Origin of the sequence: Pseudomonas sp. 9.1(2019), from assembly GCF_009910445.1 — a bacterium.
In the GTDB taxonomy this organism is placed as follows: domain Bacteria; phylum Pseudomonadota; class Gammaproteobacteria; order Pseudomonadales; family Pseudomonadaceae; genus Aquipseudomonas; species Aquipseudomonas paraversuta.
Genome location: NZ_VBWF01000010.1, coordinates 965,123 through 988,288, shown reverse-complemented (window position 1 = coordinate 988,288; position 23,166 = coordinate 965,123). Strand labels below are relative to the sequence as shown.

General features: G+C 55.4%; 27 protein-coding genes. 18 read left to right on the top strand and 9 right to left on the bottom strand.

Going from position 1 to position 23,166, the window contains the following annotated elements:
- The first annotated feature begins 22 nt into the window (after positions 1-22).
- The gene (bkdR, locus tag FEZ21_RS17725; protein ID WP_003442107.1) at positions 23-511 is read left to right on the top strand and encodes a Bkd operon transcriptional regulator BkdR; all 489 of its coding nucleotides are present in this window, start codon (positions 23-25) and stop codon (positions 509-511) included.
- Between the two features lies 1 nt (position 512).
- Here the strand turns inward: bkdR and FEZ21_RS17720 are convergent, their stop codons facing one another.
- Positions 513-1,058 carry a histidine phosphatase family protein gene (locus FEZ21_RS17720; RefSeq protein ID WP_003442110.1) on the bottom strand — a complete coding sequence of 182 codons (546 nt, stop codon included), beginning with the start codon at positions 1,056-1,058 and terminating at the stop codon, positions 513-515.
- 135 nt (positions 1,059-1,193) lie between these two features.
- On the opposite strand from FEZ21_RS17720, the gene copC reads away from it, so the two are divergent.
- Both copC and copD read left to right on the top strand, forming a co-directional pair.
- Positions 1,194-1,568: a copper homeostasis periplasmic binding protein CopC gene (copC, locus tag FEZ21_RS17715; protein WP_003442112.1), complete on the top strand. Its 375-nt coding sequence runs from the start codon at positions 1,194-1,196 to the stop codon at positions 1,566-1,568.
- Between the two features lie 4 nt (positions 1,569-1,572).
- On the top strand, positions 1,573-2,424 hold the full coding sequence (gene copD / locus FEZ21_RS17710) for a copper homeostasis membrane protein CopD (RefSeq protein WP_160628189.1): 852 nt from the start codon (positions 1,573-1,575) through the stop codon (positions 2,422-2,424).
- A gap of 115 nt (positions 2,425-2,539) precedes the next feature.
- Here copD and lpxO read toward each other — a convergent pair whose 3' ends face one another.
- The 5 genes from lpxO to FEZ21_RS17685 form a co-directional block, all read right to left on the bottom strand.
- On the bottom strand, positions 2,540-3,439 hold the full coding sequence (lpxO, locus tag FEZ21_RS17705) for a lipid A hydroxylase LpxO (RefSeq protein ID WP_003442116.1): 900 nt from the start codon (positions 3,437-3,439) through the stop codon (positions 2,540-2,542).
- Positions 3,440-3,670: 231 nt separating this feature from the next.
- On the bottom strand, positions 3,671-4,393 hold the full coding sequence (locus FEZ21_RS17700; RefSeq protein WP_160628051.1) for a GntR family transcriptional regulator: 723 nt from the start codon (positions 4,391-4,393) through the stop codon (positions 3,671-3,673).
- Between the two features lie 130 nt (positions 4,394-4,523).
- Positions 4,524-5,213 carry an endonuclease gene (locus FEZ21_RS17695; protein ID WP_003442120.1) on the bottom strand — a complete coding sequence of 230 codons (690 nt, stop codon included), beginning with the start codon at positions 5,211-5,213 and terminating at the stop codon, positions 4,524-4,526.
- A 4-nt stretch (positions 5,214-5,217) separates the two neighbouring features.
- A complete protein-coding gene (locus FEZ21_RS17690; protein WP_003442121.1) occupies positions 5,218-5,469 on the bottom strand; it encodes a DUF1654 domain-containing protein in 252 nt (83 codons plus the stop codon).
- 204 nt (positions 5,470-5,673) lie between these two features.
- Positions 5,674-6,750, bottom strand: a complete 1,077-nt coding sequence (locus tag FEZ21_RS17685) for an asparaginase (protein ID WP_003442123.1) — start codon at positions 6,748-6,750, stop codon at positions 5,674-5,676.
- Positions 6,751-7,166: 416 nt separating this feature from the next.
- On the opposite strand from FEZ21_RS17685, the gene FEZ21_RS17680 reads away from it, so the two are divergent.
- From FEZ21_RS17680 to FEZ21_RS17650, 7 genes are read left to right on the top strand one after another with little or no spacing between them, the layout of a single operon-like run.
- The gene (locus FEZ21_RS17680; protein ID WP_003442126.1) at positions 7,167-8,120 is read left to right on the top strand and encodes a sugar ABC transporter substrate-binding protein; all 954 of its coding nucleotides are present in this window, start codon (positions 7,167-7,169) and stop codon (positions 8,118-8,120) included.
- A 55-nt stretch (positions 8,121-8,175) separates the two neighbouring features.
- Positions 8,176-9,729, top strand: a complete 1,554-nt coding sequence (locus FEZ21_RS17675; protein WP_003442127.1) for a sugar ABC transporter ATP-binding protein — start codon at positions 8,176-8,178, stop codon at positions 9,727-9,729.
- Positions 9,726-10,703, top strand: coding sequence for an ABC transporter permease (locus FEZ21_RS17670; RefSeq protein WP_003442129.1), 978 nt, complete (start codon positions 9,726-9,728; stop codon positions 10,701-10,703). The genes FEZ21_RS17675 and FEZ21_RS17670 overlap by 4 nt, the downstream gene beginning before the upstream one ends.
- Before the next feature lie 3 nt (positions 10,704-10,706).
- A complete protein-coding gene (locus FEZ21_RS17665; RefSeq protein ID WP_003442131.1) occupies positions 10,707-11,741 on the top strand; it encodes a LacI family DNA-binding transcriptional regulator in 1,035 nt (344 codons plus the stop codon).
- Positions 11,742-11,751: 10 nt separating this feature from the next.
- Positions 11,752-12,672, top strand: a complete 921-nt coding sequence (gene rbsK / locus FEZ21_RS17660; RefSeq protein ID WP_160628048.1) for a ribokinase — start codon at positions 11,752-11,754, stop codon at positions 12,670-12,672.
- The gene (gene rbsD, locus FEZ21_RS17655; RefSeq protein WP_003442157.1) at positions 12,669-13,073 is read left to right on the top strand and encodes a D-ribose pyranase; all 405 of its coding nucleotides are present in this window, start codon (positions 12,669-12,671) and stop codon (positions 13,071-13,073) included. The genes rbsK and rbsD overlap by 4 nt, the downstream gene beginning before the upstream one ends.
- Before the next feature lie 22 nt (positions 13,074-13,095).
- Entirely contained in the window at positions 13,096-14,124 is a 1,029-nt protein-coding gene (locus tag FEZ21_RS17650; protein ID WP_010656383.1) for a nucleoside hydrolase, read from the top strand.
- Between the two features lie 17 nt (positions 14,125-14,141).
- On the opposite strand, the gene FEZ21_RS17645 is transcribed toward FEZ21_RS17650, so the two are convergent.
- Positions 14,142-14,342, bottom strand: coding sequence for a hypothetical protein (locus FEZ21_RS17645; RefSeq protein ID WP_003442163.1), 201 nt, complete (start codon positions 14,340-14,342; stop codon positions 14,142-14,144).
- A gap of 162 nt (positions 14,343-14,504) precedes the next feature.
- Between FEZ21_RS17645 and FEZ21_RS17640 the strand changes: the two genes are divergently transcribed.
- On the top strand, positions 14,505-14,810 hold the full coding sequence (locus tag FEZ21_RS17640; protein WP_003442167.1) for a hypothetical protein: 306 nt from the start codon (positions 14,505-14,507) through the stop codon (positions 14,808-14,810).
- Positions 14,811-14,970: 160 nt separating this feature from the next.
- Positions 14,971-15,279, top strand: a complete 309-nt coding sequence (locus tag FEZ21_RS17635; protein ID WP_003442169.1) for an I78 family peptidase inhibitor — start codon at positions 14,971-14,973, stop codon at positions 15,277-15,279.
- 70 nt (positions 15,280-15,349) lie between these two features.
- On the opposite strand, the gene FEZ21_RS17630 is transcribed toward FEZ21_RS17635, so the two are convergent.
- Complete coding sequence (locus tag FEZ21_RS17630) at positions 15,350-15,562, bottom strand: cold-shock protein (RefSeq protein WP_003179963.1); 213 nt, start codon at positions 15,560-15,562, stop codon at positions 15,350-15,352.
- Positions 15,563-15,854: 292 nt separating this feature from the next.
- Positions 15,855-16,157, bottom strand: coding sequence for a hypothetical protein (locus FEZ21_RS17625; RefSeq protein ID WP_003442172.1), 303 nt, complete (start codon positions 16,155-16,157; stop codon positions 15,855-15,857).
- Positions 16,158-16,520: 363 nt separating this feature from the next.
- On the opposite strand from FEZ21_RS17625, the gene thrS reads away from it, so the two are divergent.
- The 6 genes from thrS (at position 16,521) to pheT (ending at position 23,164) form a co-directional block, all read left to right on the top strand.
- Positions 16,521-18,443 (top strand): threonine--tRNA ligase, encoded by a 1,923-nt coding sequence (thrS, locus tag FEZ21_RS17620; RefSeq protein ID WP_010656382.1) that lies wholly within the window; start codon positions 16,521-16,523, stop codon positions 18,441-18,443.
- Positions 18,443-18,994, top strand: a complete 552-nt coding sequence (gene infC, locus FEZ21_RS17615) for a translation initiation factor IF-3 (RefSeq protein WP_171970586.1) — start codon at positions 18,443-18,445, stop codon at positions 18,992-18,994. The genes thrS and infC overlap by 1 nt, the downstream gene beginning before the upstream one ends.
- A 59-nt stretch (positions 18,995-19,053) precedes the next feature.
- Complete coding sequence (gene rpmI, locus FEZ21_RS17610; RefSeq protein ID WP_003442181.1) at positions 19,054-19,248, top strand: 50S ribosomal protein L35; 195 nt, start codon at positions 19,054-19,056, stop codon at positions 19,246-19,248.
- A 28-nt stretch (positions 19,249-19,276) separates the two neighbouring features.
- Entirely contained in the window at positions 19,277-19,633 is a 357-nt protein-coding gene (gene rplT / locus FEZ21_RS17605) for a 50S ribosomal protein L20 (protein ID WP_003442184.1), read from the top strand.
- Positions 19,634-19,742: 109 nt separating this feature from the next.
- Positions 19,743-20,759: a phenylalanine--tRNA ligase subunit alpha gene (gene pheS, locus FEZ21_RS17600; RefSeq protein WP_003442187.1), complete on the top strand. Its 1,017-nt coding sequence runs from the start codon at positions 19,743-19,745 to the stop codon at positions 20,757-20,759.
- Between the two features lie 26 nt (positions 20,760-20,785).
- On the top strand, positions 20,786-23,164 hold the full coding sequence (pheT, locus tag FEZ21_RS17595; RefSeq protein ID WP_003442190.1) for a phenylalanine--tRNA ligase subunit beta: 2,379 nt from the start codon (positions 20,786-20,788) through the stop codon (positions 23,162-23,164).
- Positions 23,165-23,166 lie beyond the last annotated feature (2 nt).

Genomic DNA, 23,166 nt, shown 5'->3' with positions numbered 1-23,166 from the left:
AAAAAACAGGTGCTTTTGTCTCATGCGCAAGCTAGATCGAACGGATATCGGGATTCTCAACAGCCTTCAGCAGAATGCGCGCATCACCAATGCGGACCTTGCACGTTCGGTCAACTTGTCCCCCACACCCTGTTTCAATCGGGTAAAGGCCATGGAAGAACGCGGGCTGATTCGTGAGCAAGTCACCTTGCTGGACGCCGACATGCTGGGCCTGCACGTGAATGTGTTCATCCATGTCAGCCTTGAGAAACAGGTTGAAGAAGCCTTGCAAAAATTTGAGGCGGCGATCTCGGATCGTCACGAAGTCATGGAGTGCTATTTGATGGCCGGCGACCCGGATTATCTGATCCGGGTGCTGGTGCCGAGCATTCAGGCGCTGGAACGCTTCATGATGGACTTTTTGACCAAAGTGCCCGGGGTTGCGAACATCCGGTCCAGCTTCGCCCTGAAACAGGTGCGCTACAAAACGGCGCTGCCGTTACCGCCGGGTGGGCTGACGCTGGAGGAGTGATTCAGACCCGCAGCCGCCAGCGCTCGTTAAAACGCAACTCGACCCTGGACAGTGGTTCTACATCAATCAGGTTGAAGGATGCGCTGCTTGCGGCCAGCGCATGCAGGATGGCGGCGCGGATGACGAAGGGGTGGGTCACGACCGCAAAATGGCCTTCCTCGCGAAACTCATCGAGCCAGGCGCCGACCCGCAGGCACAGGGCTTCTACCGACTCGCCAGCATGGGGCGCCGACCCGGGGTTGTTGGTCCAGTCGGCGAGTACCTGGGGAATACTTTGCTGCAGGTCGACCAGGCGCAAGCCTCGCCACTCGCCGAAGTCGTAATCCTCCAGCGCCGGCACGATCTCGATGTCGTCACCCAGCGCCTGGGCAGTTTGCAAGGTTCGGGTTTCGGGGGCGCAAAGAATTCGCACAGGCTTCTTCAAGGCCGCAGCCATTTCCTGCGCTTGCAGCAATCCCTTGGGGTCAGCCGGTTCATCCAGAGCAAAGCGGCCCAGACGCTGGGCTTCAGTGCGGGCATGACAGATAAAACTCAGGCGGATGGGCATGATGAAGTCCTTGCGGGTAATGCGTTGCAGTAACAGGCGGCACCTGTGCTGCTCGCATTTGCAGGGGGCGGGTGCCCCTCAATTGAGATTAGGCGAGTATTATCACTGCGCATTTCTATCTCAAGGTACTTCGCCATGTCTGCTGTCCTCTTGAAAAAAATCCTTAATACCGCTGCGTTGCTGACACTGCTGGCCGGTGCCGGCTCGGCCTCTGCCCATGCCCATCTGCAACAGTCGACACCTGCGGCCGACAGCACGGTCGCCACTGCCAATGAAGTGCGCCTGACCTTCAGCGAAGGGGTTGAAGAAAAGTTCACCAAGGTGACCCTCAGCCACGACGGCGCGCCGGTTGCTGTAAGCAGCATCAAGACAGAGCCCGGTAACAAGAAGGTGCTGATTGTGACCCCGGCTCAAGCGTTGCCAGCAGGCAAGTACAGCGTGGACTGGAAGGCCGTTTCGGTTGACACCCATAACAGCGCTGGTCAGTACGGCTTCACGGTGGGCAACTGAGTTGATGGTCAGCGACATGGTTGTATGCCGATTTGTGCATTTCTGCGCTGTGCTGCTGATCTTTGGCGTCAGCGCATTCAGGCCCTTGCTGCTGGCGATCAAGCCGTCACCTGCGATTGATGGTCTGTTGCACAGATTTTGCTGCGCTCTGGCCTGGCTGGCGTTGGTCAGCGGCCTGGCCTGGTTACTGCTGACCACCCATTCGATGGCCGGCAGCTGGCCTGAGACCCTGGACCCCGACACTCTCTGGCTGGTGTTGGGCAGCACTTTTTTTGGTCAGGTCTGGGCCGGGCACCTGCTGTTCAATGTGTTGTTGCTCGTTGCGCTTTATGCAAGTTCCGGTTTTAAGGCCGCGTGGATCTTCAGCGTGCTGTTGCTGGCCACCCTGGCGCCAGTGGGGCATGGCGCGATGCTGGATGGCTGGCGCGGTCAACTGCTGATGCTCAACCAGTTCATTCACCTGATGTGTGTCGGGGCCTGGGTTGGCGGCTTGTCGGGGTTGTTGCTGCTGCTCACTCGTCCTGCCGGGCAAAGTGTGGATCGGGTGCTGCGGCGCTTCAGCAATCTGGGGTTTGTGCTGGTGGCCGGGATCATTGTGACCGGTCTTATCAATACCCGGGTTCTGACAGGTGCACTTTGGCCTACGCCGCTGTTCGAAGGTTTCGCACTGATCCTGCTGATTAAAGTGACCCTGGTTGGCGTGATGCTGTTGCTGGCGTTGTTCAATCTGCTGATGAGCCGCGCTGGCCACTTTGCTGTCTTGCGCAACAGTGTGGCGCTTGAGTGGTTATTTGGCTTGATGGCCGTGGCTGCTGTTTCACTACTGGGGACCTTGCCACCGCTGATTGTCAGGTGAGTACCTGCTCATAGTGTGCGTGGCAGGGTTGCTGGGCACCTTGTTGCGGTGGCATCTGCTCGGTAGGAGCGAGCCTGCCTCGCGATAGCCTCAAGCGCATCGCGAGGCAGGGGGGCTAGATGACCAGAAACAACGCCATCAAGCCGCCGAAAATCGCCCATTTTTCCAGGTAGTAGCGCGTGCGATTACGTTTTTTCAGTTCCTTGCCGCGCAGGCGGATTTTGTACAGCCTGGTAAACGCGCGGTTCAGGGCTCCGGTTTTATCGCCGGTATCATTGGGGGCGCTGGCCGACGCCATGACCGTGCGGCTGAACCACTGATTGAAGGCTGCTGCCCAGCGATATTGCATGGGGCGCTCCACATCGCAGAACAGGATGATGCGATTCTCAGCGGTGGTGTTTTCGGCGTAATGGATGAAGGTTTCGTCAAACATCACGGCTTCGCCGTCACGCCAGGAGTAGTTCTGCCCGTCGACGTTGATATAGCAGCCCGGATCATTCGGGGTGTCCAGGCCCAGGTGAAAGCGCAACGAGCCCGCATAGGGGTCGCGATGACGTACCAGCTTTGAACCGGGTGGCAACTCGGCAAACATGGCCGCCTTGATGATGCCGATACCGTTGAGCAGCTCAATGGTGCGTGGGCACATTTCAACTGCCGACGGATGATTGTCGCCATACCACTTGAGATAAAAGCGCTTCCAGCCACTCTTGAAGAACGAGTTGAAACCGACATCATTCGGTTGCTCAGATCGTTTGATTTCGCCTGCCTGCATCAAGTTGCGCGCTTCGTCGCGGATCTCCATCCAGTGATCCTGCAAGGGTTGTAACTGCGGGAAATCTGCCGGTTTCAAATAAGGCTGGCTGGGAACTTTGGAGAACAAATACAGGAAGCAGTTGATGGGCGCCAGGAAGGTCGAGTGATCGCTCAGCTGGCGCCCCAGTTTATGGCGAACTTTGCCCCGCAGGTGCACATGCGCAATGGACAAAACGTAAACAGCAATAATGATGAGTTTCAAAAGTATCGTCACAAGTCAGGAGAGCGCTCCCCTGCATGCACGCAAGTAGCCCGACCTCTTGCAGGAGGTATCGGGCGCTGGTGTCTCTGGAGGGGAGCCAAAGTGTAAGGTTAAAACAGCACTTTGGGCTTTTTCCAGCGTTTCATGAAGTTTTTGTAGAGATTCACTTGCAGTCTTTGGTCGGATTGCGGATGGGGTTTTTGCAGGCAGTACACCGGCTCACGGGCATCATCAGGTGTGATCAATGCCTTTGGCGCCCAGAGACTGGTACATCCGGAAGTGCTGAGGATCCAGCCAGCTTTCTACCTGCTCCATAAAGCGCCCGTGCCGGTCGAAAGTTGTGCGCAGGGCTTTGAGGAAAACGGTTCCTGCGGTTCGTCCCAGGAGCAACGCGTCTTCTGCACCGAGGGGGGCAGCGCTGATCCATTGATCACCGCTCTCGGCTACAAAGCCGTAGGCGGCCAAAGTGATAGTCAGCGAGTCATCTATCAGTCCGGTTCGTGGCAGGCCTTCGAGGCCGCCGGTGGCGGGCATGAGCGAGCGCTCCAGGGAAATGGCGGTGTCATTGTCACGGCGGCGGCGAACCAGAATGACAAATCGGCTCAAGCCAAATTGAGGTGCCAGCTCCGGACGCTCCTGGGTCTGGAGTTGCAGAAGCTCAGTGCAGATCCTGGCGCCTGTGTTGGCCAGGGCCTGAGTCCAGCCGTTATTCTGGTCGAGGGTAATGCCGTCGTAGGTGACGATGGCGCTGCCTTCGGCCTGCATGGCGATGTATCTGCGCCTTTCCAGCTCGGCCAGTGCTTCGCGTAGCGTGCTGGTGCTAACCCGCAGTTCCAAGGCTAGTTGCTCTTCGCCGGGGAGGGGATGGCCGTCTGCCAATAGACCGCTTTCGATACGCTGGACGAGCTCGTTGACTACCTGTTGTCTCTGGTCAAATCGTGGGTGCTTTATCATTCCCTGAGTAATAGTTGAGCAATGCCGGTTCAGCAACAAATGAGCGGGTGAAAGAGGTCGGTTACGGGAGTGCAAGCTGCCTTGAACCCTGCCGGTGTTCAGGGTTCAAGGCGTGGCGCAGGCAATGCTGTCAGCCGCAGGCTTTGAGGTTGACCGGGCCGACGAACTCGTTACCACGGCCCATGACGCAGGCTACGGCCTGATTCCGTTGACGCTCCCAGGCCTGGACCGGGTAGGTCTTGTTCCACGCTTCATACAGTTGCCGATCTTGCTTGGACAGGCGCAGGTCGTAGCGTTTGCTCATGTAGAAGTAGGTGCGTGCAATCATGCCGCGAATCGACGGCCGGGGCATGACCTTCTTGGCTTTGAAGTCGACCTGGGTCAGGCATGAACCGTATTGGCCCGCCTGCGCGGGGAGCCAGCCAAAACTGAAGTTGCTTCGGTCTCCGTTGACCTCGCCGATGCTGGGCACCAGGTTGTGCAGGTCGGCCTCTGCCACTTTGTAGACCGGGTCGTGGCGGGTGCAGTTTTTTCGACCGCCGCTTTGCCAGCATTGGCGCTGGTGGCCAATTTGCCAGGCGGGAACTATGTGTTCCCACTCGATACGGGCTGCACGATTGGCGTTCTTCCTGGGTACATACCCGCAGGCTTTGAGATCAACCCGATTGCCGGTGTATTTACAGCCACAATAGAACTCGGTGGACTGTGGTGCATAGAGTTTCCAGGCGACTTTCTTGGCTTCGCTGAAGGTCTGCGGAGCCGCAGCATGGGCACTTATAGCGGTAAAGAGGCTGGCTAATGCCAGTATACGAACCCTCATTGACTCAATCTTCCTCTGGTACGGTCCAGAAAACATTGACCCCGCCATCATCGCGATGGGCGATTGTGACATTGTCGTTTTCGGAGATCTCTTCTAACAGGCGCTCCCAGAATTCGGGATTGTCGCCCTCCAGTCGTTCAAGCACCGCCATTTTGTCTTTTTGAGCTTTAGGCGAGCTGATGATTTTTTGTATGCGGGTTCCGAAAATTTCGTAGGGGCTTGGAAGGGGTGGCGCTTTGACCGGTTTTTTAGCCATGATGCGATCCTTGGTTGCTGTATGGGTATACAGTATTTAACTGTATGGGATTTGGCAACTGTTTGAATTCATTTGGCTGCGGATCGGACTGCGTTTTTTCGGTTTAGTGCGAGAAGGAGAGAAAAATCAATTAATTGGACCACTCACCGGGGAGGTTGAGTGGTTTCAACGCCGGGCACTGGGCAGTGTCCGGCGTGGATCAGATCAATACTCCCAGAACATCCGCTGCAGTTCTTTGCTGTCTTGGGTTTTGGTCAGGGCGACCATGGCCAGGATGCGGGCTTTTTGCGGGTTCAGGTCGTGGGCGACAACCCAGTCGTATTTGTCGTCAGGTTGTTCTGCGTTACGCAGTACGAATCCGCCGTTATTAACGTGGGAAGAACGGATGATTTGGATGCCGTCTTTGCGCAGGGCCTGCAGGGTAGGCACTACACGCGAGGACACGGAACCGTTGCCTGTGCCAACGTGGATGATGGCTTTGGCGCCGGCTTGTGCAAAGGCTTTGTAGGCAGTGTCGTCGACGTTGCCATAGGAGTAGGCGATGCCTACGTTTGGCAGGGACTTGATGTTTTTGATGTCGAACTCGGAATCCATGGTGTGACGCTTGGCCGGCAAGCGGAACCAGTAAGATTTACCTTCAACCACCATGCCGAGCGGGCCCCAAGGGCTCTTGAATGCTTCGGTCTTGATGTTCATTGATTTGGTGACATCACGGCCCGACTGGATCTCGTCGTTCATGGTGACCAGTACACCTTTGCCCCGTGCTTCTTTGCTGCCGGCTACCGCCACGGCGTTGTACAGGTTGAGCATGCCGTCTGCGGACATGGCAGTGCCCGGGCGCATGGAGCCGACGACGATGATCGGCTTGTCGGTTTTTTCGACCAGGTTGAGGAAGTAGGCCGTTTCTTCGAGGGTATCGGTGCCGTGAGTGATGACGATGCCATCGACATCCTCGCTGTCAGCCAGTTCGGCGACGCGACGGCCCAATTGCAGCAAATTGTCGTTGGTGATGCTTTCGGACGCGATTTGCATGACTTGCTCGCCGCGTACGTTTGCCAATTGGCTCAGTTCGGGAACACCGGCAATCAGTTGGTCGATACCCACTTTGGCGGCGGTGTAGGTCGCGCTGTTGGCTGCGCTGGCACCTGCGCCGGCAATGGTGCCGCCGGTTGCCAGGATGACAACGTTAGGTTTGGTGGTCTCTTGTGCCTGAACGGCAGGCATGGCCAATAGAAAGGCCAGGGCGGCCGGAACAATGGTTTTTAACACAGCAGGTTTCATTATTTTCTCTCTTATTGGTGGGCTTGCTGATGTACCGACATCGAGCACCGCACGTGCCTTCTCTTGCGCACGCGCTGCCTAACAAAGCACTAACTGTGCCACTGCAAAGTGTATTTTTGATGCATCTAACTATTTGATTTATATGAATAAATTATTGTTTGTTTTTTACATTGGGCAGTTCTGGACGGTTTTCCGAACAGCGGGCGGTTATTTGTTCGGAGACTCGACCGCTTGTCGGCTCGTTACAGTCTGTTTTTCACGTTGACAAAAAACCAACCGCTTTACATAGTGAGGTTCAAGCAAACGTTTGCGCGGTGCTTTTAGAGCCGTATTCTCTGGGCTCTGACCCTGTATTTTTTCAGGCTTTATCCGGGCCGGACGTTGCTCACAATAATCATAAGATCGGAGTTACTGCCATGAAGCTGCCCTTTGCTGGACGCCTTCTCGCTGTCGCCATGTTGGCCGCAGCCTCCCTGACCCTCTCTGTCGCTCACGCCGATACTGCTCAAAAACCCAAGGTGGGTTTGGTGATGAAGTCGTTGGCCAACGAGTTCTTTGTCACGATGCAGGACGGTGGCAAGGCCTATCAAAAGGCTCATTCTGCGGATTTCGATCTGGTCTCCAACGGAATCAAGAATGAAACCGACACAGCCGGTCAAATTGACATAATCAATCAGATGATCATCGCCAAAGTCGATGCGCTGGTAATTGCTCCTGCAGACTCCAAAGCACTGGTTTCGGCGATCAAGAAAGCCCGGGATCGCGGAATCGTAGTGGTCAATATCGATAACCAGCTCGACCCCGAAGTGCTGAAAAGCAAAGGTATCGAAGTACCGTTCGTGGGCCCGAACAACAGAAAGGGCGCGCGTGAAGTCGGGGACTATCTGGCGAAGCAGCTGAAGCCGGGCGATGAGGTGGGCATCATTGAAGGTGTATCGACCACCACCAATGCGCAAATGCGTACCGCAGGCTTCAAGGATGCAATGGACGCCGCAGGGATGAAAATTGTGTCGACGCAATCGGGCGACTGGGAAATCGACGGCGGCAACAAAAAAGCTGCGGCCATGCTCAGTGAATATCCGAACCTGAAGGCGCTGCTGGCGGGCAATGACAACATGGCCGTAGGGGCAGTGTCGGCAATCCGTGCGGCGGGTAAAGCAGGCAAGGTGCAAGTCGTGGGCTATGACAACATTGATGCGATCAAGCCGATGCTGGAGGACGGCCGTGTGCTTGCCACGGCTGATCAGGCGGCTGCCGAACAGGCCGTGTATGGCATCCAGACCGCGCTCAAGCTGCTCAAGAACGAGCCGGTGGAGAACCTCAAGGATGGCGTGATTGATACTCCGGTCGAGCTGATAACCAAAAAATAGTCCCATTCGCTGTCACAGACACCTGCCCGGTCGGGCAGGTGCCCGGAGAAGTTTTATGTCTGCTCCCAATGCCAGCGTGGTCCTGTCAGTCAGCGGGATCGGCAAAACCTATACGCAACCCGTTTTGACGGGCATCGATCTGGCGTTGTATCGCGGTGAAGTGCTGGCCTTGACGGGCGAAAATGGCGCCGGAAAAAGCACGCTGTCAAAAGTCATCGCCGGTCTGGAGTTACCGACCCAGGGGCAGATGCAATTCAATGGCCATGCCTACACGCCAGGCAGTCGTTCAGAAGCTGAGCGACAGGGGGTGCGTATGGTCATGCAGGAGCTCAATCTGCTCCCCACCCTGACCGTGGCCGAGAACCTGTTTCTGGATAATCTGCCCGGCCACCTGGGCTGGATCAATCGCAGGCAATTGCGCAAGTCCGCCATTGAAGCAATGGCCCAGGTAGGCCTGGAGTCCATAGACCCTGACACATTGGTCGGCGATCTTGGCATTGGTCACCAGCAAATGGTGGAAATCGCCCGTAATTTGATTGGCGATTGCCATGTGCTGATCCTGGATGAGCCGACGGCCATGCTGACGGCCCGTGAAGTCGAGATGCTGTTTGTTCAGATCGAGCGGCTTCAGGCTCGCGGCGTGGCAATTATTTACATCTCCCATCGGCTGGAAGAGCTGGCGCGGGTGGCGCAGCGCATTGCTGTGCTGCGTGATGGCAGCCTGGTGTGTGTTGAGCCGATAGCCAACTACAGCAGCGAACAATTGGTCCATCTGATGGTAGGGCGCGAACTGGGTGATGCATTGGAGCTCGGGACGCGCCAGTTGGGTGAGACGGCGCTCAGGGTCTCGGCGCTGGGTCGGTCAGACAAGGTGCGGGATGTCTCATTTGAAGTCAGAAAGGGCGAAATATTTGGCATTTCAGGTTTGATCGGAGCCGGGCGGACCGAGCTCTTGCGGTTGATCTACGGTGCTGATCTGGCAGATAGCGGCACCGTTGCAGTCGGGTCCCCGCTGCAGGTGGTCAAGATCCGCTCGCCGGCGCAGGCCGTCAAACAAGGGATCGCCCTGATTACCGAAGACCGCAAAGGTGAGGGCCTGCTATTGACCCAGTCGATCAGTGCCAACATAGGCTTGGGCAATATGCACCGGGTTTCCAGTCTGGGGCTGGTGAGCGGTGTGCAGGAGGCTGCGCTGGCGCAACGCCAGATCGACGCGATGGGCATCCGCAGTTCAGGGCCCGGGCAAGTGGTGTCGCAACTTTCCGGCGGTAACCAGCAGAAGGTGGTCATCGGCCGCTGGCTGGAACGCGACTGTACGGTTTTGCTGTTTGATGAGCCCACCCGTGGCATCGATATCGGTGCCAAGTTTGATATCTACCGTCTGCTTGGTGAGCTGACCCGTCAGGGCAGGGCGCTGGTGGTGGTATCGAGTGACCTGCGTGAACTGATGTTGATCTGTGATCGTATCGGTGTGCTGTCAGCAGGGCGCCTGATAGAAACGTTCGAGCGTAACAACTGGAGTCAGGAGCAGCTGCTGGCAGCCGCTTTTGCAGGTTATCAAACACGAGATGCGTTGCTCGCAGAAGCAACGCCAAAGGAAGCCTCATGAAGTCCACCGCCGCCGTGCAAAAAAGTGCACGCAACTATTACGGAACCGGCACTTATCTGGGGCTGGCTGGCGCCTTGCTGGCCATGATTGTGCTGTTCTCAAGTCTTAGCGATCACTTCTTTTCCTACGACACGTTGAGCACGCTGGCCAATCAGATTCCGGACTTGATGGTGCTGTCTGTCGGGATGACGTTTGTATTGATCATTGGTGGAATCGATCTGTCGGTAGGGTCGGTACTGGCATTGGCGGCGTCAGCGGTCAGTGTGGCAATTCTGGGGTGGGGCTGGGGCATTTTGCCTGCGGCTTTGCTGGGCATGGCTTGTGCTGCGCTGGCAGGTACGATCACGGGGTCGATCAGTGTCGCCTGGCGAATTCCTTCCTTTATTGTTTCATTGGGCGTTCTGGAAATGGCCCGGGGCGCGGCCTATCAAATGACGGGCTCACGTACGGCCTACATAGGCGATGCTTTCGCCTGGTTGTCGAACCCGATTGCATTTGGCATTTCGCCTTCTTTCATCATTGCGTTGCTGATCATTGTCGTGGCTCAGGCGGTGCTGACGCGTACGGTGTTTGGCCGTTATCTGATCGGGATCGGCACTAACGAGGAAGCCGTTCGCCTGTCCGGTATCAATCCCAAACCGTACAAGATCCTGGTCTTCAGCTTGATGGGATTGCTTGCAGGCGTAGCTGCGTTGTTTCAGATATCGCGCCTGGAAGCCGCAGACCCCAATGCGGGGTCGGGGCTTGAGTTGCAGGTTATTGCTGCGGTGGTGATCGGGGGAACGAGTTTGATGGGCGGGCGCGGCTCCGTCATCAGCACTTTTTTTGGGGTGCTGATCATTTCGGTATTGGCCGCGGGGCTGGCTCAAATCGGCGCAACCGAGCCGACAAAGCGTATTATTACCGGTGCTGTCATAGTGATGGCAGTGGTCCTGGATACTTACCGCAGTCAACGTGCACGGCGACGGAACTGAATAATGGCAACCATTAAAGATGTCGCTGCTATGGCCGGCATTTCTTACACCACGGTTTCACATGTCCTGAACAAAACGCGCCCGGTGAGTGAGCCGGTGCGTTTGAAGGTGGAGGAGGCCATTGCGCGTCTTGATTATGTGCCCAGTGCTGTCGCGCGCTCCTTGAAGGCCAAGACCACTGCGACTATCGGGTTGCTGGTGGCCAACAGCCTGAACCCGTACTTCGCCGAGTTGGCGCGAGGTATCGAAGACTATTGCGAGCGCAACAATTACTGCGTCATTTTGTGCAACTGCGACGATGATCCTGACAAGCAGCGCAATTATCTGCGGGTATTGCTTGAGAAGCGCGTGGATGGGCTGGTTGTGGCCTCGGCCGGTGGAGACCTCGGGCTGGCGAGCGGTCTGGTCGGTGTACGAACGCCCATGGTCATCGTCGATCGCAATCTCGAAGGTATCGATGCCGATCTGGTGCGGATCGATCACGAGCTGGGGGCCTATCTGGCCACCCGTCATTTACTCGATCTGGGGCACAGGGCCATTGCCTGTATTGGTGGCCCTGCAATCACCCGTGTGGCGCAGCTACGTACTGCCGGTTATCTGCGGGCGTTGGCAGAAGCCGGAATTTCAGCGCCCGGGGCCTGGATGATCGAGAGTGATTTCAGCAGTGTCGGGGGTTATCAGGCGGCTGTCAGGCTGCTGGAAAACGACCGGCCTTCGGCTATTTTCGCCTGCAACGACATGATGGGCATCGGCGTTTTGCGGGCTGCTGCCGAGCGCAATATTCGAGTACCGGACCAGCTGTCAGTCATAGGCTTTGATGATGTGCAGATGAGTCGCTATGTCTACCCGGCGCTGACGACCGTCGGCCAGTCGATTTTGCAACTGGGTGAAATGGCCGCGCAGTTATTGTTGCGTCGTATTGCATCGCCCGGGCGGGCGGTGGAGCAGCGAATTGTGACGCCAAGTATCGTGTTGCGAGAGTCGACAGCAGCCTATGTCGGGGCGCCGGTGCAACCCTCCTGCAAATCCAATGGATGAGTGTCGATACATGCAAGCAAATGTAGTGGTGGTTGGCAGCCTCAATATGGACCTGGTCACCCGTGCAGAGCGCCTGCCGCGTCCGGGTGAAACAGTTTTCGGGCAGGCCTTTGGCACCGTCCATGGCGGCAAGGGCGCGAACCAGGCGGTGGCGGCAGCGCGTCTGGGTGCAAGCGTGGCTATGGTCGGGTGCGTAGGCACCGATGCGTACGGCGTGCAACTGCGTGAGGGGCTGGAGGCCGAGGGCATCGACTGTCAGGCGGTGCGTACTGTGGCGCAGGGTGCGAGTGGTGTCGCGCTGATCGTGGTGGATACCGACAGTCAGAACACCATAGTGGTGGTGCCGGGTGCCAATGGCTGTCTCGACGCTCAAGACATCATGACGGTTGACGGCATGCTGCAAGGGGCGAGGGTCATTATTTGCCAGCTTGAGGTGCCGATGGATACGGTCGGTCATGTCCTCAAGCGCGGGCGTGAACTGGATAAAATTGTCGTCCTCAATCCAGCTCCCGCCAGCGGGCCGTTACCGGTGCAATGGTATGCACTGGTTGATTACTTGATCCCGAATGAAAGTGAGGCCCGGGCACTCAGCGGGGTGCCAGTCGACTCCCTTGAGTCCGCAGAATTGGCTGCGCGCAGCCTGATGGCACTAGGGGCGAGCAACATCATTGTGACGCTGGGGTCGCAAGGTGCATTGCTGGTCAGTGCGCAGCGGGTCGTGCACTTTGCAGCCCCCAAGGTAGAAGCTGTTGATGCAACTGCCGCCGGTGACACCTTTGTAGGTGCCTTTTCGGCCGCGCTGGCCGCAGGCAAAGGGGAGGACGATGCGATCCGCTTTGCCCAGACCGCGGCCGCCTTGTCAGTGACCCGTGCAGGTGCGCAGCCCTCTATTCCCGGGTTGCAGGATATAAAGGACTTTGCCTCGTCATGAAGAAAACACCTTTGCTCAACATCGCGCTCTCCCGGGCTATTGCCTCGCTGGGGCATGGTGACATCGTCATTATTGCTGACGCCGGTTTGCCAGTGCCCAAGGGCGTTGATCTGATTGATCTGGCGCTGACGCAGGGGGTGCCGGATTTTTGCAGTACGCTGAGCACGGTGCTCAGTGAGATGCAGGTGCAAAGTCATGTGCTGGCGCACGAGCTGCTGCTAGCGCCTTGCCCGGCATTGTCAGGCATCGATCTGCACAACAGTCGGGGCGATTTGGGGGGCAGGAATTTGCTCGCTCACAGTGAGTTCAAGGAGTTATGCCAGCAAGCAAAAGTGATTGTTCGTACGGGAGAGTGCCGTCCTTACAGCAACATCGCTTTGATCGCAGGGGTTACTTTTTAAAAAATCATACAAGGAGTTAGTCATGTCGCGTTTTATGCAAATTTTTCATCATCTGATCAGGAGTGTCTTGTTTTTGTCCGTTCTCAGTATTTCTAGTGTTCAAGCTGCCGACAAAATTGATCTGATCATCGACACCGACCCCGGAGCTGATGACGTCGTTGCATTGCTGTTGGCGCTGGCCTCGCCCGAGCAGCTCAATGTGCTGGGGATTACCACTGTGGCGGGTAACGTTCGCCTGGACAAAACTTCGCGCAATGCACGTCTTGCCCGGGAGTGGGCTGGTCGTGAAGAGGTTCCCGTCTATGCCGGGGCTCCAAAACCCCTGGTGCGCACACCTATCTACGCCGAGAACATTCATGGTCAGGAAGGTGTTACGGGTGTTCCGGTGCACGAGCCTGCGAAAGGGCTTGAGCAGGCCAATGCAGTCAACTACCTGATCGATACGTTACGCGCAGCCAGGCCTGGCAGTGTCACTATTGCCATGCTCGGGCCACAAACCAACCTGGCGCTGGCCTTGATTCAGGCGCCTGATATCACCAAGGGCATCAAGGAGGTCGTGGTCATGGGCGGTGCTCATTTCAACGGCGGCAATATCACTCCTGTAGCCGAGTTCAATATCTACGCCGATCCCCATGCGGCAGACGTGGTGCTGAAAAGTGGCGTCAAGCTGGTTTATGTCCCGCTTGATGTGACGCACAAGATCCTGACCAGCGACCAACGCCTGAAACAAATTGCTTCGCTGGGCAATACGGCCGGCAAATTGGTTGGCGATATTTTGAATGAGTACGTGAAGAACGATATGGCGCATTACGGACTGCCAGGAGGTCCGGTACACGATGCCAGTGTGATTGCCTATCTGCTCAAGCCCGAGCTGTTTTCCGGGCGAGAGGTTAATTTGGTCGTCGATACCCGCGAAGGCCCAACCTTCGGTCAAACAATTGCAGACTGGTATGACACGTTAAAACAGCCAAAAAACGCTTTTTGGGTTGAGAACGGCGACGCCCAAGGCTTTTTTGATTTGCTGACTGCGCGCCTGGGGCGGCTGAACTGACTTGAGCCTGTGTCGGCTTATGTCACTTTCGTAAAGTCGGGGTCTTTGTACTTTTCGAAAATTTGGCTGACAAAGGCTTTGGCCGACTCGGTGCCGAGCTCTTTGACTAACAGGTCGATACCGATGATGGCCAGCTCTTCCGGGCTTCCAGGGCTATAGGAACACTGTCCTTGAGGCCATTTGGCTTTGATGTCTGCATCGATGGTGACTGTTGTCATGGGTATCTCAAGAGGGGGGTGGGAAACGCGATTTTAGCAAAAAGCCATGCTGATGCTATCTGGGGCTCAAAGTTAAGCATGATCCGCAGCTTTTGGCGCTTCAACTTTCGCATGTGATCGGTGTGCGTGCCACACTCGGGATTTTGAGGGCGGAACCTGAACATGCAAATTGATTTGAACGACCCTGAGGCGCTGACGGTTGATGCGGTCCGCAGGTTGTTGGCCTCGGCCAGTGACGATGTACATACTCAGTTACGCGTGACTAAGGCAGGCATTGCCTATATTTCGTCAAGTGTCGTAGGTGGTACAGACATCGACGAGCTACTTTTCAGGCTTGAAACCTGGGCCGCGGGATCGGGGTATGTCGGGAAGATAGCTGCAAGCGATGAGGTCTGGGTGATGCAGATCCACAACGCCCTGAAGGACAACTGGCCGCGCCCCCCTTTTGATTACATTGATGTTTACTAGCGGGTGTACACATTCCGTCACTATTAGGTCTGTGCACTTGTTTTTCGCTCGGGCAATATCTTGTGCCCTGCGGTTAATGTTTTTTACCGTGAGACTCTGTGCAACCTATCTGCGGAATTACTGTCGCAAAGGTTTCGACTATTTATCTTAAGGAGGCTTCATGTCTTGGAAGCTAGTGACATTGGGTTCGTTGTTGGCGGTTGTAGCGCTGTCTGGCTGTAGCACGCCGGGCACAGCAAAAGAGCCTGTCGCCGAGGCGAACAGTGGTCGTTGCGATGCTAAGGCAGCTGCATTTGTGATCGGCCAGAAAGCGTCGCCAGGGCTGCTGGAGCAGGCTCGTGTCAAGGCAGGCGCGCAGAATGCACGGATCTTGTTGCCACACGACATCATGACGCTTGAGTACCGCTCTGACCGCTTGAATCTTAATGCAGATGACAACGCGATCATTACCCGCGTCAACTGCGGTTAAGCCCGTTTAGCGTTGGAGCAGGCATAAAAAACCCCGTCACATGGACGGGGTTTTTTTGTTCGAAGGAGATTTACTCCGGACGAACCTGCGCAGCTTGCATACCCTTTTGGCCTTTCTCAGCCACGAAGGAAACAGTCTGGCCTTCTTTCAGGCTTTTGAAACCGTCGCTTTCGATAGCTTTGAAGTGTACGAACAGGTCGTCACCGCCACCTTGAGGAGTGATGAAGCCGAAGCCTTTTTCATCGTTGAACCATTTTACGGTGCCGGTTTGGCGATTAGACATGGTGTATCTCCAAGAAACTTATATTTTCAGTAGTACTGTGCTGCTCAGGCCAACTGGGCACACCGAGCTATCATAGTCGAAATGTGCGGTTTGGGAGCCCCCCTGAGTGGCAGTTTGCATCATTGTTAGCATTTGTCTGGCGCTTGAAATGCCTTAAGTCCCCGTTTTATGGGGGTTTCATGGCTAAAGCAGCTTCGAAAAAAAGCAGTAAAGGATGCATTTTTTTTAGCAAAAAGACGTTTTATGGTCGTTTTTGCTCTGCTCAAGGCTTAAATCAGCCCCTGAACAGGCTCTATTTTGTTGCCCGGCAGGCCTGAATAGCATCCAGAGCCTTGGTCCGCAGCTCTACGCTCGGCATTTTTGTCTTGCTCATCAACTCTTTGATCTCGGCAGTCGAAAACTTCTCGGAAATTTTTTCTGCACCGCATGCGCAATGTTGCTGGGCGGTTTTCTGATCGACACTTTGGCTGGCCGCTGCAGTGCAATCCTTCATGTATGCCTCTTTTGCACCGGCGGGCCAATTATCGGCCTGGGCACTGAGGGGTAAGAGGAATGCCAGTGGTGCAACGAGGGCAAGCAGGTGAGTCAAGCGCATGTGATTCTCCTTATAGGCGTTAAAGCTGTATTTGTTTCACTGAGTATCTGAGGGGATAGTGCAGCTCAAGTTCACCATTTTGCAAAAACCGCCTTATTGCTTTCAGTGAACAGCGGTGGAGAGGGCGGCGTTCATTCTTCTGTGCTAGCATGCCGCCCTTGGCGTTTTTCTGTTGTTGTGTGCTCCCGAGCCGCGAAGCAGAGCCATTAACCTATTTTATTTGAACTCCAGTCACTCTGGTTCGGTTTACGGTTGGCCGCAAGGCTCCTGCCACTGTGAGGCAGGCATACCTCCGAATCGCGTACTGGCTCATCCCAACCCACGTGACCTTTGGTAGGGGTCACCACTAGGAGAGGAGGCGCCATGCCAACTATTACTCTTCCCGACGGCAGTCAACGTACATTTGATCATCCAGTATCTGTAGCCGAAGTAGCTGCTTCGATTGGCGCAGGCCTGGCCAAGGCCACCGTAGCCGGCAAAGTCGACGGCAAGCTGGTTGATGCCTGTGATGTGATCGAAAATGACGCCACCTTGCAAATCATCACTCCCAAGGATGAAGAGGGGCTGGAGATCATTCGTCACTCTTGCGCTCACTTGGTGGGGCATGCAGTCAAGCAGCTGTATCCGACAGCCAAAATGGTAATCGGACCTGTTATCGACGAAGGTTTTTATTACGATATCGCCTATGAGCGTCCGTTTACTCCGGATGACATGGCCGCTATTGAAGCGCGTATGCAGCAATTGATCGAAAAAGACTACGACGTCATCAAGAAAGTGACGCCGCGTGCTGAAGTGATCGAGCTTTTTGCCCAGCGTGGTGAAGACTACAAGCTGCGCCTGATTGAAGACATGCCGAACGAGCAGGCCATGGGCCTGTACTTCCATGAAGAATACGTCGACATGTGCCGCGGACCTCACGTTCCGAATACGCGCTTCTTGAAGTCGTTCAAGCTCACCAAGCTGTCCGGTGCCTACTGGCGCGGCGATGCCAAAAACGAGCAATTGCAGCGTATCTATGGTACTGCATGGGCTGACAAGAAGCAGCTCGCAGCCTATGTCCTGCGTATTGAAGAAGCTGAAAAGCGTGATCACCGTAAAATCGGCAAGCGCCTGGGGTTGTTCCACACCCAGGAAGAAGCGCCGGGGATGGTGTTCTGGCACCCGAATGGCTGGACGCTTTACCAGGTACTTGAGCAGTACATGCGCAAGATTCAGCGCGAAAACGGCTATCTGGAGATTAAAACTCCTCAGGTAGTTGATCGCAGCTTGTGGGAAAAGTCCGGTCACTGGGCTAACTACGCTGAAAACATGTTCACCACCGAGTCGGAAAACCGCGATTACGCGATCAAGCCGATGAACTGTCCTTGTCACGTGCAGGTATTCAATCAGGGGCTGAAAAGCTACCGTGAATTGCCGCTGCGTCTGGCCGAATTTGGCGCATGTCACCGTAATGAGCCATCGGGCGCACTGCATGGCATCATGCGTGTTCGTGCGTTTACTCAGGACGACGCACACATTTTCTGTACTGAAGAGCAGATGCAGGCCGAGTCGGCAGCGTTCATCAAGCTGACACTCGATGTGTATGCAGATTTCGGTTTCAAGGACATTGAACTCAAGCTTTCGACCCGTCCTGAAAAGCGCGTTGGTTCTGATGAGTTGTGGGATCGCGCTGAAAGCGCCTTGGCTTCAGCCCTTGACAGTGCTGGCCTGGCGTACGATTTGCAGCCGGGTGAAGGTGCTTTCTACGGTCCCAAGATCGAATTTTCTCTGAAAGATTGTCTGGGTCGTGTCTGGCAATGTGGTACCTTACAGCTCGATTTCAACCTGCCGATCCGTCTTGGCGCAGAATATGTGTCCGAAGACAACAGTCGTAAGCATCCCGTTATGCTGCACCGCGCGATCCTTGGATCGTTCGAGCGCTTTGTCGGTATTTTGATCGAGCATTACGAAGGTGCCTTCCCTGCGTGGCTTGCGCCAACCCAGGCAGTGATCCTGAATATCACTGATAAACAGGCAGATTTTGCCCTCGAAGTTGAAAAAACTCTCAATCAGAGCGGATTTCGTGCCAAGTCTGACTTGAGAAATGAAAAGATCGGCTTTAAAATCCGTGAGCATACTTTGCTCAAGGTTCCTTACCTCTTGGTTATTGGAGATAGGGAAGTCGAGATGCAGACTGTCGCTGTGCGTACACGTGAAGGTGCTGACCTGGGCTCGATGCCCGTCGCGCAATTCGCTGAATTCCTCGCACAAGCGGTTTCCCGGCGTGGTCGCCATGATTCGGAGTAATTATTATTAAGCGTGAAATGAGACAAGATAAACGAGCTGCACCGAAGGCCCCGATCAACGAGAATATCTCGGCACGCGAGGTTCGGTTAATTGGGGCTGAAGGCGAGCAGCTTGGGATTGTGTCAATTGAAGACGCGCTTCTTAAAGCTGAAGAGGCCAAACTGGATTTGGTGGAAATTTCCGCTGATGCAGTACCCCCAGTTTGTAAGCTGATGGACTACGGCAAATCTATCTTCGAAAAGAAGAAACAGGTTGCCGCTGCAAAGAAAAACCAGAAACAGATCCAGGTTAAAGAAATCAAGTTTCGTCCAGGGACGGAGGAAGGGGATTACCAGGTAAAACTGCGCAACCTGGTACGTTTCCTGAGTGATGGGGACAGGGCCAAGGTATCGTTGAGATTCCGTGGTCGTGAGATGGCCCACCAGGAGCTGGGTATGGAACTGTTGAAGCGGGTTGAAGGTGACCTGCTTGAATACGGGACCGTCGAACAGCATCCTAAGATGGAAGGACGCCAGCTGATTATGGTCATCGCCCCGAAAAAGAAGAAGTAATCACTAGGGCACGGCAGGCCTTTTGATTATGTTTATCAACTGAATGCGGAGTACCGAACATGCCAAAGATGAAAACTAAGAGTGGTGCTGCTAAGCGGTTTCTGAAAACTGCTAACGGCATCAAGCACAAGCACGCTTTCAAGAGCCACATCCTGACCAAAATGTCGACTAAGCGTAAGCGTCAATTGCGCGGTAGCAGCTTGCTGCATCCGTCTGACGTGGCAAAAGTGAAGCGCATGCTGCGCCTTTGCTAATTTCGGTCAAGAATAGAGGAAGTAACTCATGGCTCGTGTAAAGCGTGGCGTTGTCGCCCGTAAACGTCACAAAAAAATTCTGAAACTGGCTAAAGGCTACTACGGCGCACGCTCACGCGTATTCCGTGTTGCCAAGCAAGCGGTAATCAAGGCAGGCCAATACGCCTACCGTGACCGTCGTCAGAAAAAACGTCAGTTCCGCGCTCTGTGGATCGCTCGTATCAACGCTGGTGCACGTATCAACGGTCTGTCCTACAGCCGTTTCATCGCCGGCCTGAAAAAAGCTTCCATCGAGATCGACCGTAAGGTTCTGTCTGATCTGGCAGTGAACGAAAAAGCGGCGTTTGCTGCGATTGTCGAGAAAGCTAAAGCCACCTTGGCTTAAGTACCCCCGACAGTTACCTGGGCTCACCTATGTGAGCCCAGGTGCTAAACGTCTTAAATAGGGGAAGAGCCTTCAAGCTCTTCCCCTATTTTGTATCTGGAGTCTGTACATGGAAAACCTGGATGCGCTGGTCTCTCAAGCACTAGAGGCTGTGCAAAGCGCTGAAGATATCAATGCCCTGGAGCAAATCCGGGTTCTATACCTTGGTAAAAAAGGTGAATTGACTCAGGTGATGAAGACCCTGGGGAATTTGCCGGCTGAAGAGCGGCCGCAGGTCGGCGCCCTGATCAACGTTGCCAAGGAGCGTGTCACAGAGGTTCTCAATGCGCGCAAGGCACTGTTTGAAGAGGCCGAACTGGTCGCCAAACTGTCTGCCGAATCCATTGATGTGACCCTGCCTGGCCGTGGTCAGACCTCCGGCGGTCTGCATCCGGTTACCCGGACTCTGGAGCGTATCGAGCAGTTCTTCACCCATATTGGCTATGGCATTGCCGAAGGCCCAGAGGTTGAAGACGACTATCACAACTTCGAGGCGCTCAACATCCCGGGCCATCACCCGGCGCGTTCGATGCATGACACCTTCTATTTCAATGCGAACATGCTGTTGCGCACCCATACCTCACCGGTACAGGTCCGCACCATGGAATCGCAGCAGCCGCCGATCCGCATCGTCTGCCCAGGCCGTGTGTACCGCAGCGACTCCGATATCACCCACTCGCCGATGTTCCATCAGGTAGAAGGCCTGCTGGTAGATCGCGATATCAATTTCGCCGACCTTAAAGGAACTATTGAAGAGTTTCTGCGAGTGTTCTTCGAAAAAGAACTGGCCGTCCGTTTCCGTCCGTCGTACTTCCCGTTCACTGAGCCATCCGCGGAAGTGGATATGGAATGCGTGATGTGCAGCGGCAAAGGTTGCCGGGTCTGCAAGCAGACTGGCTGGCTGGAAGTTATGGGCTGCGGCATGGTTCATCCGAACGTGCTGCGTATGTCCGGGATTGACCCGGAAGAGTTCTCTGGCTTTGCCTTCGGCATGGGTGTAGAGCGTCTGGCCATGCTGCGTTACGGCGTGAACGACTTGCGTCTGTTCTTCGACAACGACTTGCGGTTCCTCGCGCAATTTCGCTAGTCGTAACGAATTCTTAGGAGAGCAGGATGAAATTCAGTGAACAATGGCTGCGTGGTTGGGTTAACCCGCAGGTAGGTCGCGATGAGCTGGTTGCTCGTCTGTCGATGGCCGGTCTTGAGGTCGATAGCGTTACGCCGGCCGCCGGTGTATTCAGTGGCGTTGTGGTCGGTGAGGTGCTCAGCACAGAGCAGCACCCGGATGCTGACAAGCTGCGTGTTTGCCAGGTCAGCAATGGCTCGGAGACTTTTCAGGTCGTATGCGGTGCGCCAAACGTGCGCCCGGGTCTGAAGATCCCGTTCGCCATGATCGGTGCCGAACTGCCAGGCGACTTCAAAATCAAAAAAGCCAAGCTGCGTGGCGTTGAGTCCAACGGCATGCTCTGCTCGCAAGCAGAGTTGCAAGTGGGTGAAGGCAATGATGGCTTGATGGAACTGCCGGCAGATGCACCGGTAGGCGAAGATATTCGCGTTTATCTGGATCTCGAAGATGCCAGCATTGAGGTCGACCTGACCCCTAACCGGGGTGACTGCTTGTCCCTGGCTGGTCTGGCCCGTGAAGTAGGTGCGTTGTATGCGGCCCCGGTTACACGTCCGGTAGTGGCGACCGTTGCGCCAGTGCATGACGAAGTGCGCTCTGTAGAAGTGCTTGCACCTGCAGCGTGCCCTCGTTACCTGGGGCGTGTGATTCGCAATGTCGACCTGTCGAAGCCTGCTCCGCTATGGATGGTTGAGCGTCTGCGTCGCGCTGATGTGCGTAGCATCGATGCCGCAGTCGACATCACCAACTACGTGATGCTTGAGCTGGGCCAGCCGTTGCACGCTTTTGATCTCGCCGAGATCAACGGTGGCATTCGTGTGCGCATGGCTGAAGAGGGTGAGAAGCTGGTATTGCTTGATGGGCAGGAAGTCACTTTGCGTAGCGATACGCTGGTGATTGCTGACCATACCCGTGCGCTGGCCATTGCCGGTGTGATGGGCGGCGAGCACAGCGGCGTTTCTGCTTCGACCCGGGATGTGTTTCTCGAAAGTGCTTTCTTCGACCAGATTGCTGTGGCTGGCAAGGCCCGCTCTTATGGTCTGCACACTGACGCTTCGCATCGCTATGAGCGTGGTGTGGACTGGAAACTGGCCCGTGAAGCCATGGAGCGTGCTACTGGCCTGCTGCTGGAAATCACTGGCGGTGAAGCCGGTCCGATCATTGAGACCGTTAACGAGCAGTATCTGCCGTCAATCGCGCCGATTACCTTGCGTGCTGCGCGTATCAGCCAGATGCTGGGCATGGAAATGGACTCCGCTGAAGTCGAGCGTCTGCTCAGTGGTTTGGGGCTGACAATTTCGGCTGATGGTGCAGGGCAGTGGCGTGTAGAAGTGCCTAGCCATCGCTTCGATATCAGCCTTGAAGTTGATCTGATCGAAGAACTGGCTCGTCTTTACGGTTACAACCGTCTGCCAGTCCGTTATCCGCAAGCCCGCCTGGCTCCGCAGGCCAAGGCTGAAGCACGTAGCGATTTGCCTGAATTGCGTCGTTTGCTGGTAGCTCGTGGTTATCAGGAAGCGATCACTTATAGCTTTATTGATCCGAAACAGTTCGAGCTGTTCAGCCCGGGTGTTGAGCCTCTGTTGTTGGCCAACCCTATTTCGAACGACATGGCTGCTATGCGTGCCTCTTTGTGGCCGGGCCTGGTCAAATCGTTGCAGCACAACCTGAATCGTCAGCAAGATCGCGTTCGCTTGTTTGAAAGCGGCCTGCGCTTTGTCGGTCAGCTGGAAGGTCTCAAGCAAGAGCCGATGCTGTCGGGTGTGGTTTGTGGCAGCCGTCTTCCTGAGGGTTGGGCGCAAGGGCGCGACGTAGTTGACTTCTTCGATGTCAAAGCCGATGTAGAAGCCGTGTTGGGTTTCGCGGGCGCTCTGGACTCGTTCACCTTCGTAGCGGGCAAGCACCCGGCATTGCACCCGGGGCAGACTGCACGTATCGAACGTGATGGTCGCGAAGTTGGCTATATCGGTGCCATCCACCCTGAGCTGTCAAAAAATCTGGGTCTTGATCGTCCAGTATTCGTTTTTGAGCTGGTGCTGGCTGAAGTAGCGTTGGGCAAAATGCCTAAATTCCAGGAGTTGTCGCGCTTTCCTGAAGTGCGTCGTGACTTGGCGCTGCTGGCTGATCGTGATGTTGCTGCCAGTGCAGTACTGGAAGTAATACGTGAAAATGCAGGTGAATGGCTCACAGACCTCAGGTTATTTGACGTCTACCAGGGTAAAGGCATTGATCCTCATAGAAAAAGCCTTGCAGTTGGCTTGACCTGGCAGCATCCATCGCGCACTCTTAATGACGATGAGGTGAACACCACGACACAAAACATCCTCACCTCGCTCGAAAAAAGGTTGAACGCCACGTTAAGGAAGTGACG

Bases quoted from the DNA above. Each gene is read 5' to 3' on its own strand.
- FEZ21_RS17680 (WP_003442126.1), top strand. From the start codon at position 7,167: ATGAAGCTGCCCTTTGCTGGACGCCTTCTCGCTGTCGCCATGTTGGCC.
- thrS (WP_010656382.1), top strand. From the start codon at position 16,521: ATGCCAACTATTACTCTTCCCGACGGCAGTCAACGTACATTTGATCAT.
- FEZ21_RS17695 (WP_003442120.1), bottom strand. From the start codon at position 5,213: ATGAGGGTTCGTATACTGGCATTAGCCAGCCTCTTTACCGCTATAAGT.
- copD (WP_160628189.1), top strand. From the start codon at position 1,573: ATGGTCAGCGACATGGTTGTATGCCGATTTGTGCATTTCTGCGCTGTG.
- FEZ21_RS17645 (WP_003442163.1), bottom strand. From the start codon at position 14,342: ATGACAACAGTCACCATCGATGCAGACATCAAAGCCAAATGGCCTCAA.
- FEZ21_RS17630 (WP_003179963.1), bottom strand. From the start codon at position 15,562: ATGTCTAATCGCCAAACCGGCACCGTAAAATGGTTCAACGATGAAAAA.
- FEZ21_RS17700 (WP_160628051.1), bottom strand. From the start codon at position 4,393: ATGATAAAGCACCCACGATTTGACCAGAGACAACAGGTAGTCAACGAG.
- rbsK (WP_160628048.1), top strand. From the start codon at position 11,752: ATGCAAGCAAATGTAGTGGTGGTTGGCAGCCTCAATATGGACCTGGTC.
- copC (WP_003442112.1), top strand. From the start codon at position 1,194: ATGTCTGCTGTCCTCTTGAAAAAAATCCTTAATACCGCTGCGTTGCTG.
- rbsD (WP_003442157.1), top strand. From the start codon at position 12,669: ATGAAGAAAACACCTTTGCTCAACATCGCGCTCTCCCGGGCTATTGCC.
- FEZ21_RS17640 (WP_003442167.1), top strand. From the start codon at position 14,505: ATGCAAATTGATTTGAACGACCCTGAGGCGCTGACGGTTGATGCGGTC.
- FEZ21_RS17720 (WP_003442110.1), bottom strand. From the start codon at position 1,058: ATGCCCATCCGCCTGAGTTTTATCTGTCATGCCCGCACTGAAGCCCAG.
- FEZ21_RS17675 (WP_003442127.1), top strand. From the start codon at position 8,176: ATGTCTGCTCCCAATGCCAGCGTGGTCCTGTCAGTCAGCGGGATCGGC.
- rpmI (WP_003442181.1), top strand. From the start codon at position 19,054: ATGCCAAAGATGAAAACTAAGAGTGGTGCTGCTAAGCGGTTTCTGAAA.
- FEZ21_RS17650 (WP_010656383.1), top strand. From the start codon at position 13,096: ATGTCGCGTTTTATGCAAATTTTTCATCATCTGATCAGGAGTGTCTTG.
- bkdR (WP_003442107.1), top strand. From the start codon at position 23: ATGCGCAAGCTAGATCGAACGGATATCGGGATTCTCAACAGCCTTCAG.
- FEZ21_RS17670 (WP_003442129.1), top strand. From the start codon at position 9,726: ATGAAGTCCACCGCCGCCGTGCAAAAAAGTGCACGCAACTATTACGGA.
- FEZ21_RS17690 (WP_003442121.1), bottom strand. From the start codon at position 5,469: ATGGCTAAAAAACCGGTCAAAGCGCCACCCCTTCCAAGCCCCTACGAA.
- FEZ21_RS17685 (WP_003442123.1), bottom strand. From the start codon at position 6,750: ATGAAACCTGCTGTGTTAAAAACCATTGTTCCGGCCGCCCTGGCCTTT.
- pheT (WP_003442190.1), top strand. From the start codon at position 20,786: ATGAAATTCAGTGAACAATGGCTGCGTGGTTGGGTTAACCCGCAGGTA.
- FEZ21_RS17635 (WP_003442169.1), top strand. From the start codon at position 14,971: ATGTCTTGGAAGCTAGTGACATTGGGTTCGTTGTTGGCGGTTGTAGCG.
- pheS (WP_003442187.1), top strand. From the start codon at position 19,743: ATGGAAAACCTGGATGCGCTGGTCTCTCAAGCACTAGAGGCTGTGCAA.
- FEZ21_RS17665 (WP_003442131.1), top strand. From the start codon at position 10,707: ATGGCAACCATTAAAGATGTCGCTGCTATGGCCGGCATTTCTTACACC.
- rplT (WP_003442184.1), top strand. From the start codon at position 19,277: ATGGCTCGTGTAAAGCGTGGCGTTGTCGCCCGTAAACGTCACAAAAAA.
- FEZ21_RS17625 (WP_003442172.1), bottom strand. From the start codon at position 16,157: ATGCGCTTGACTCACCTGCTTGCCCTCGTTGCACCACTGGCATTCCTC.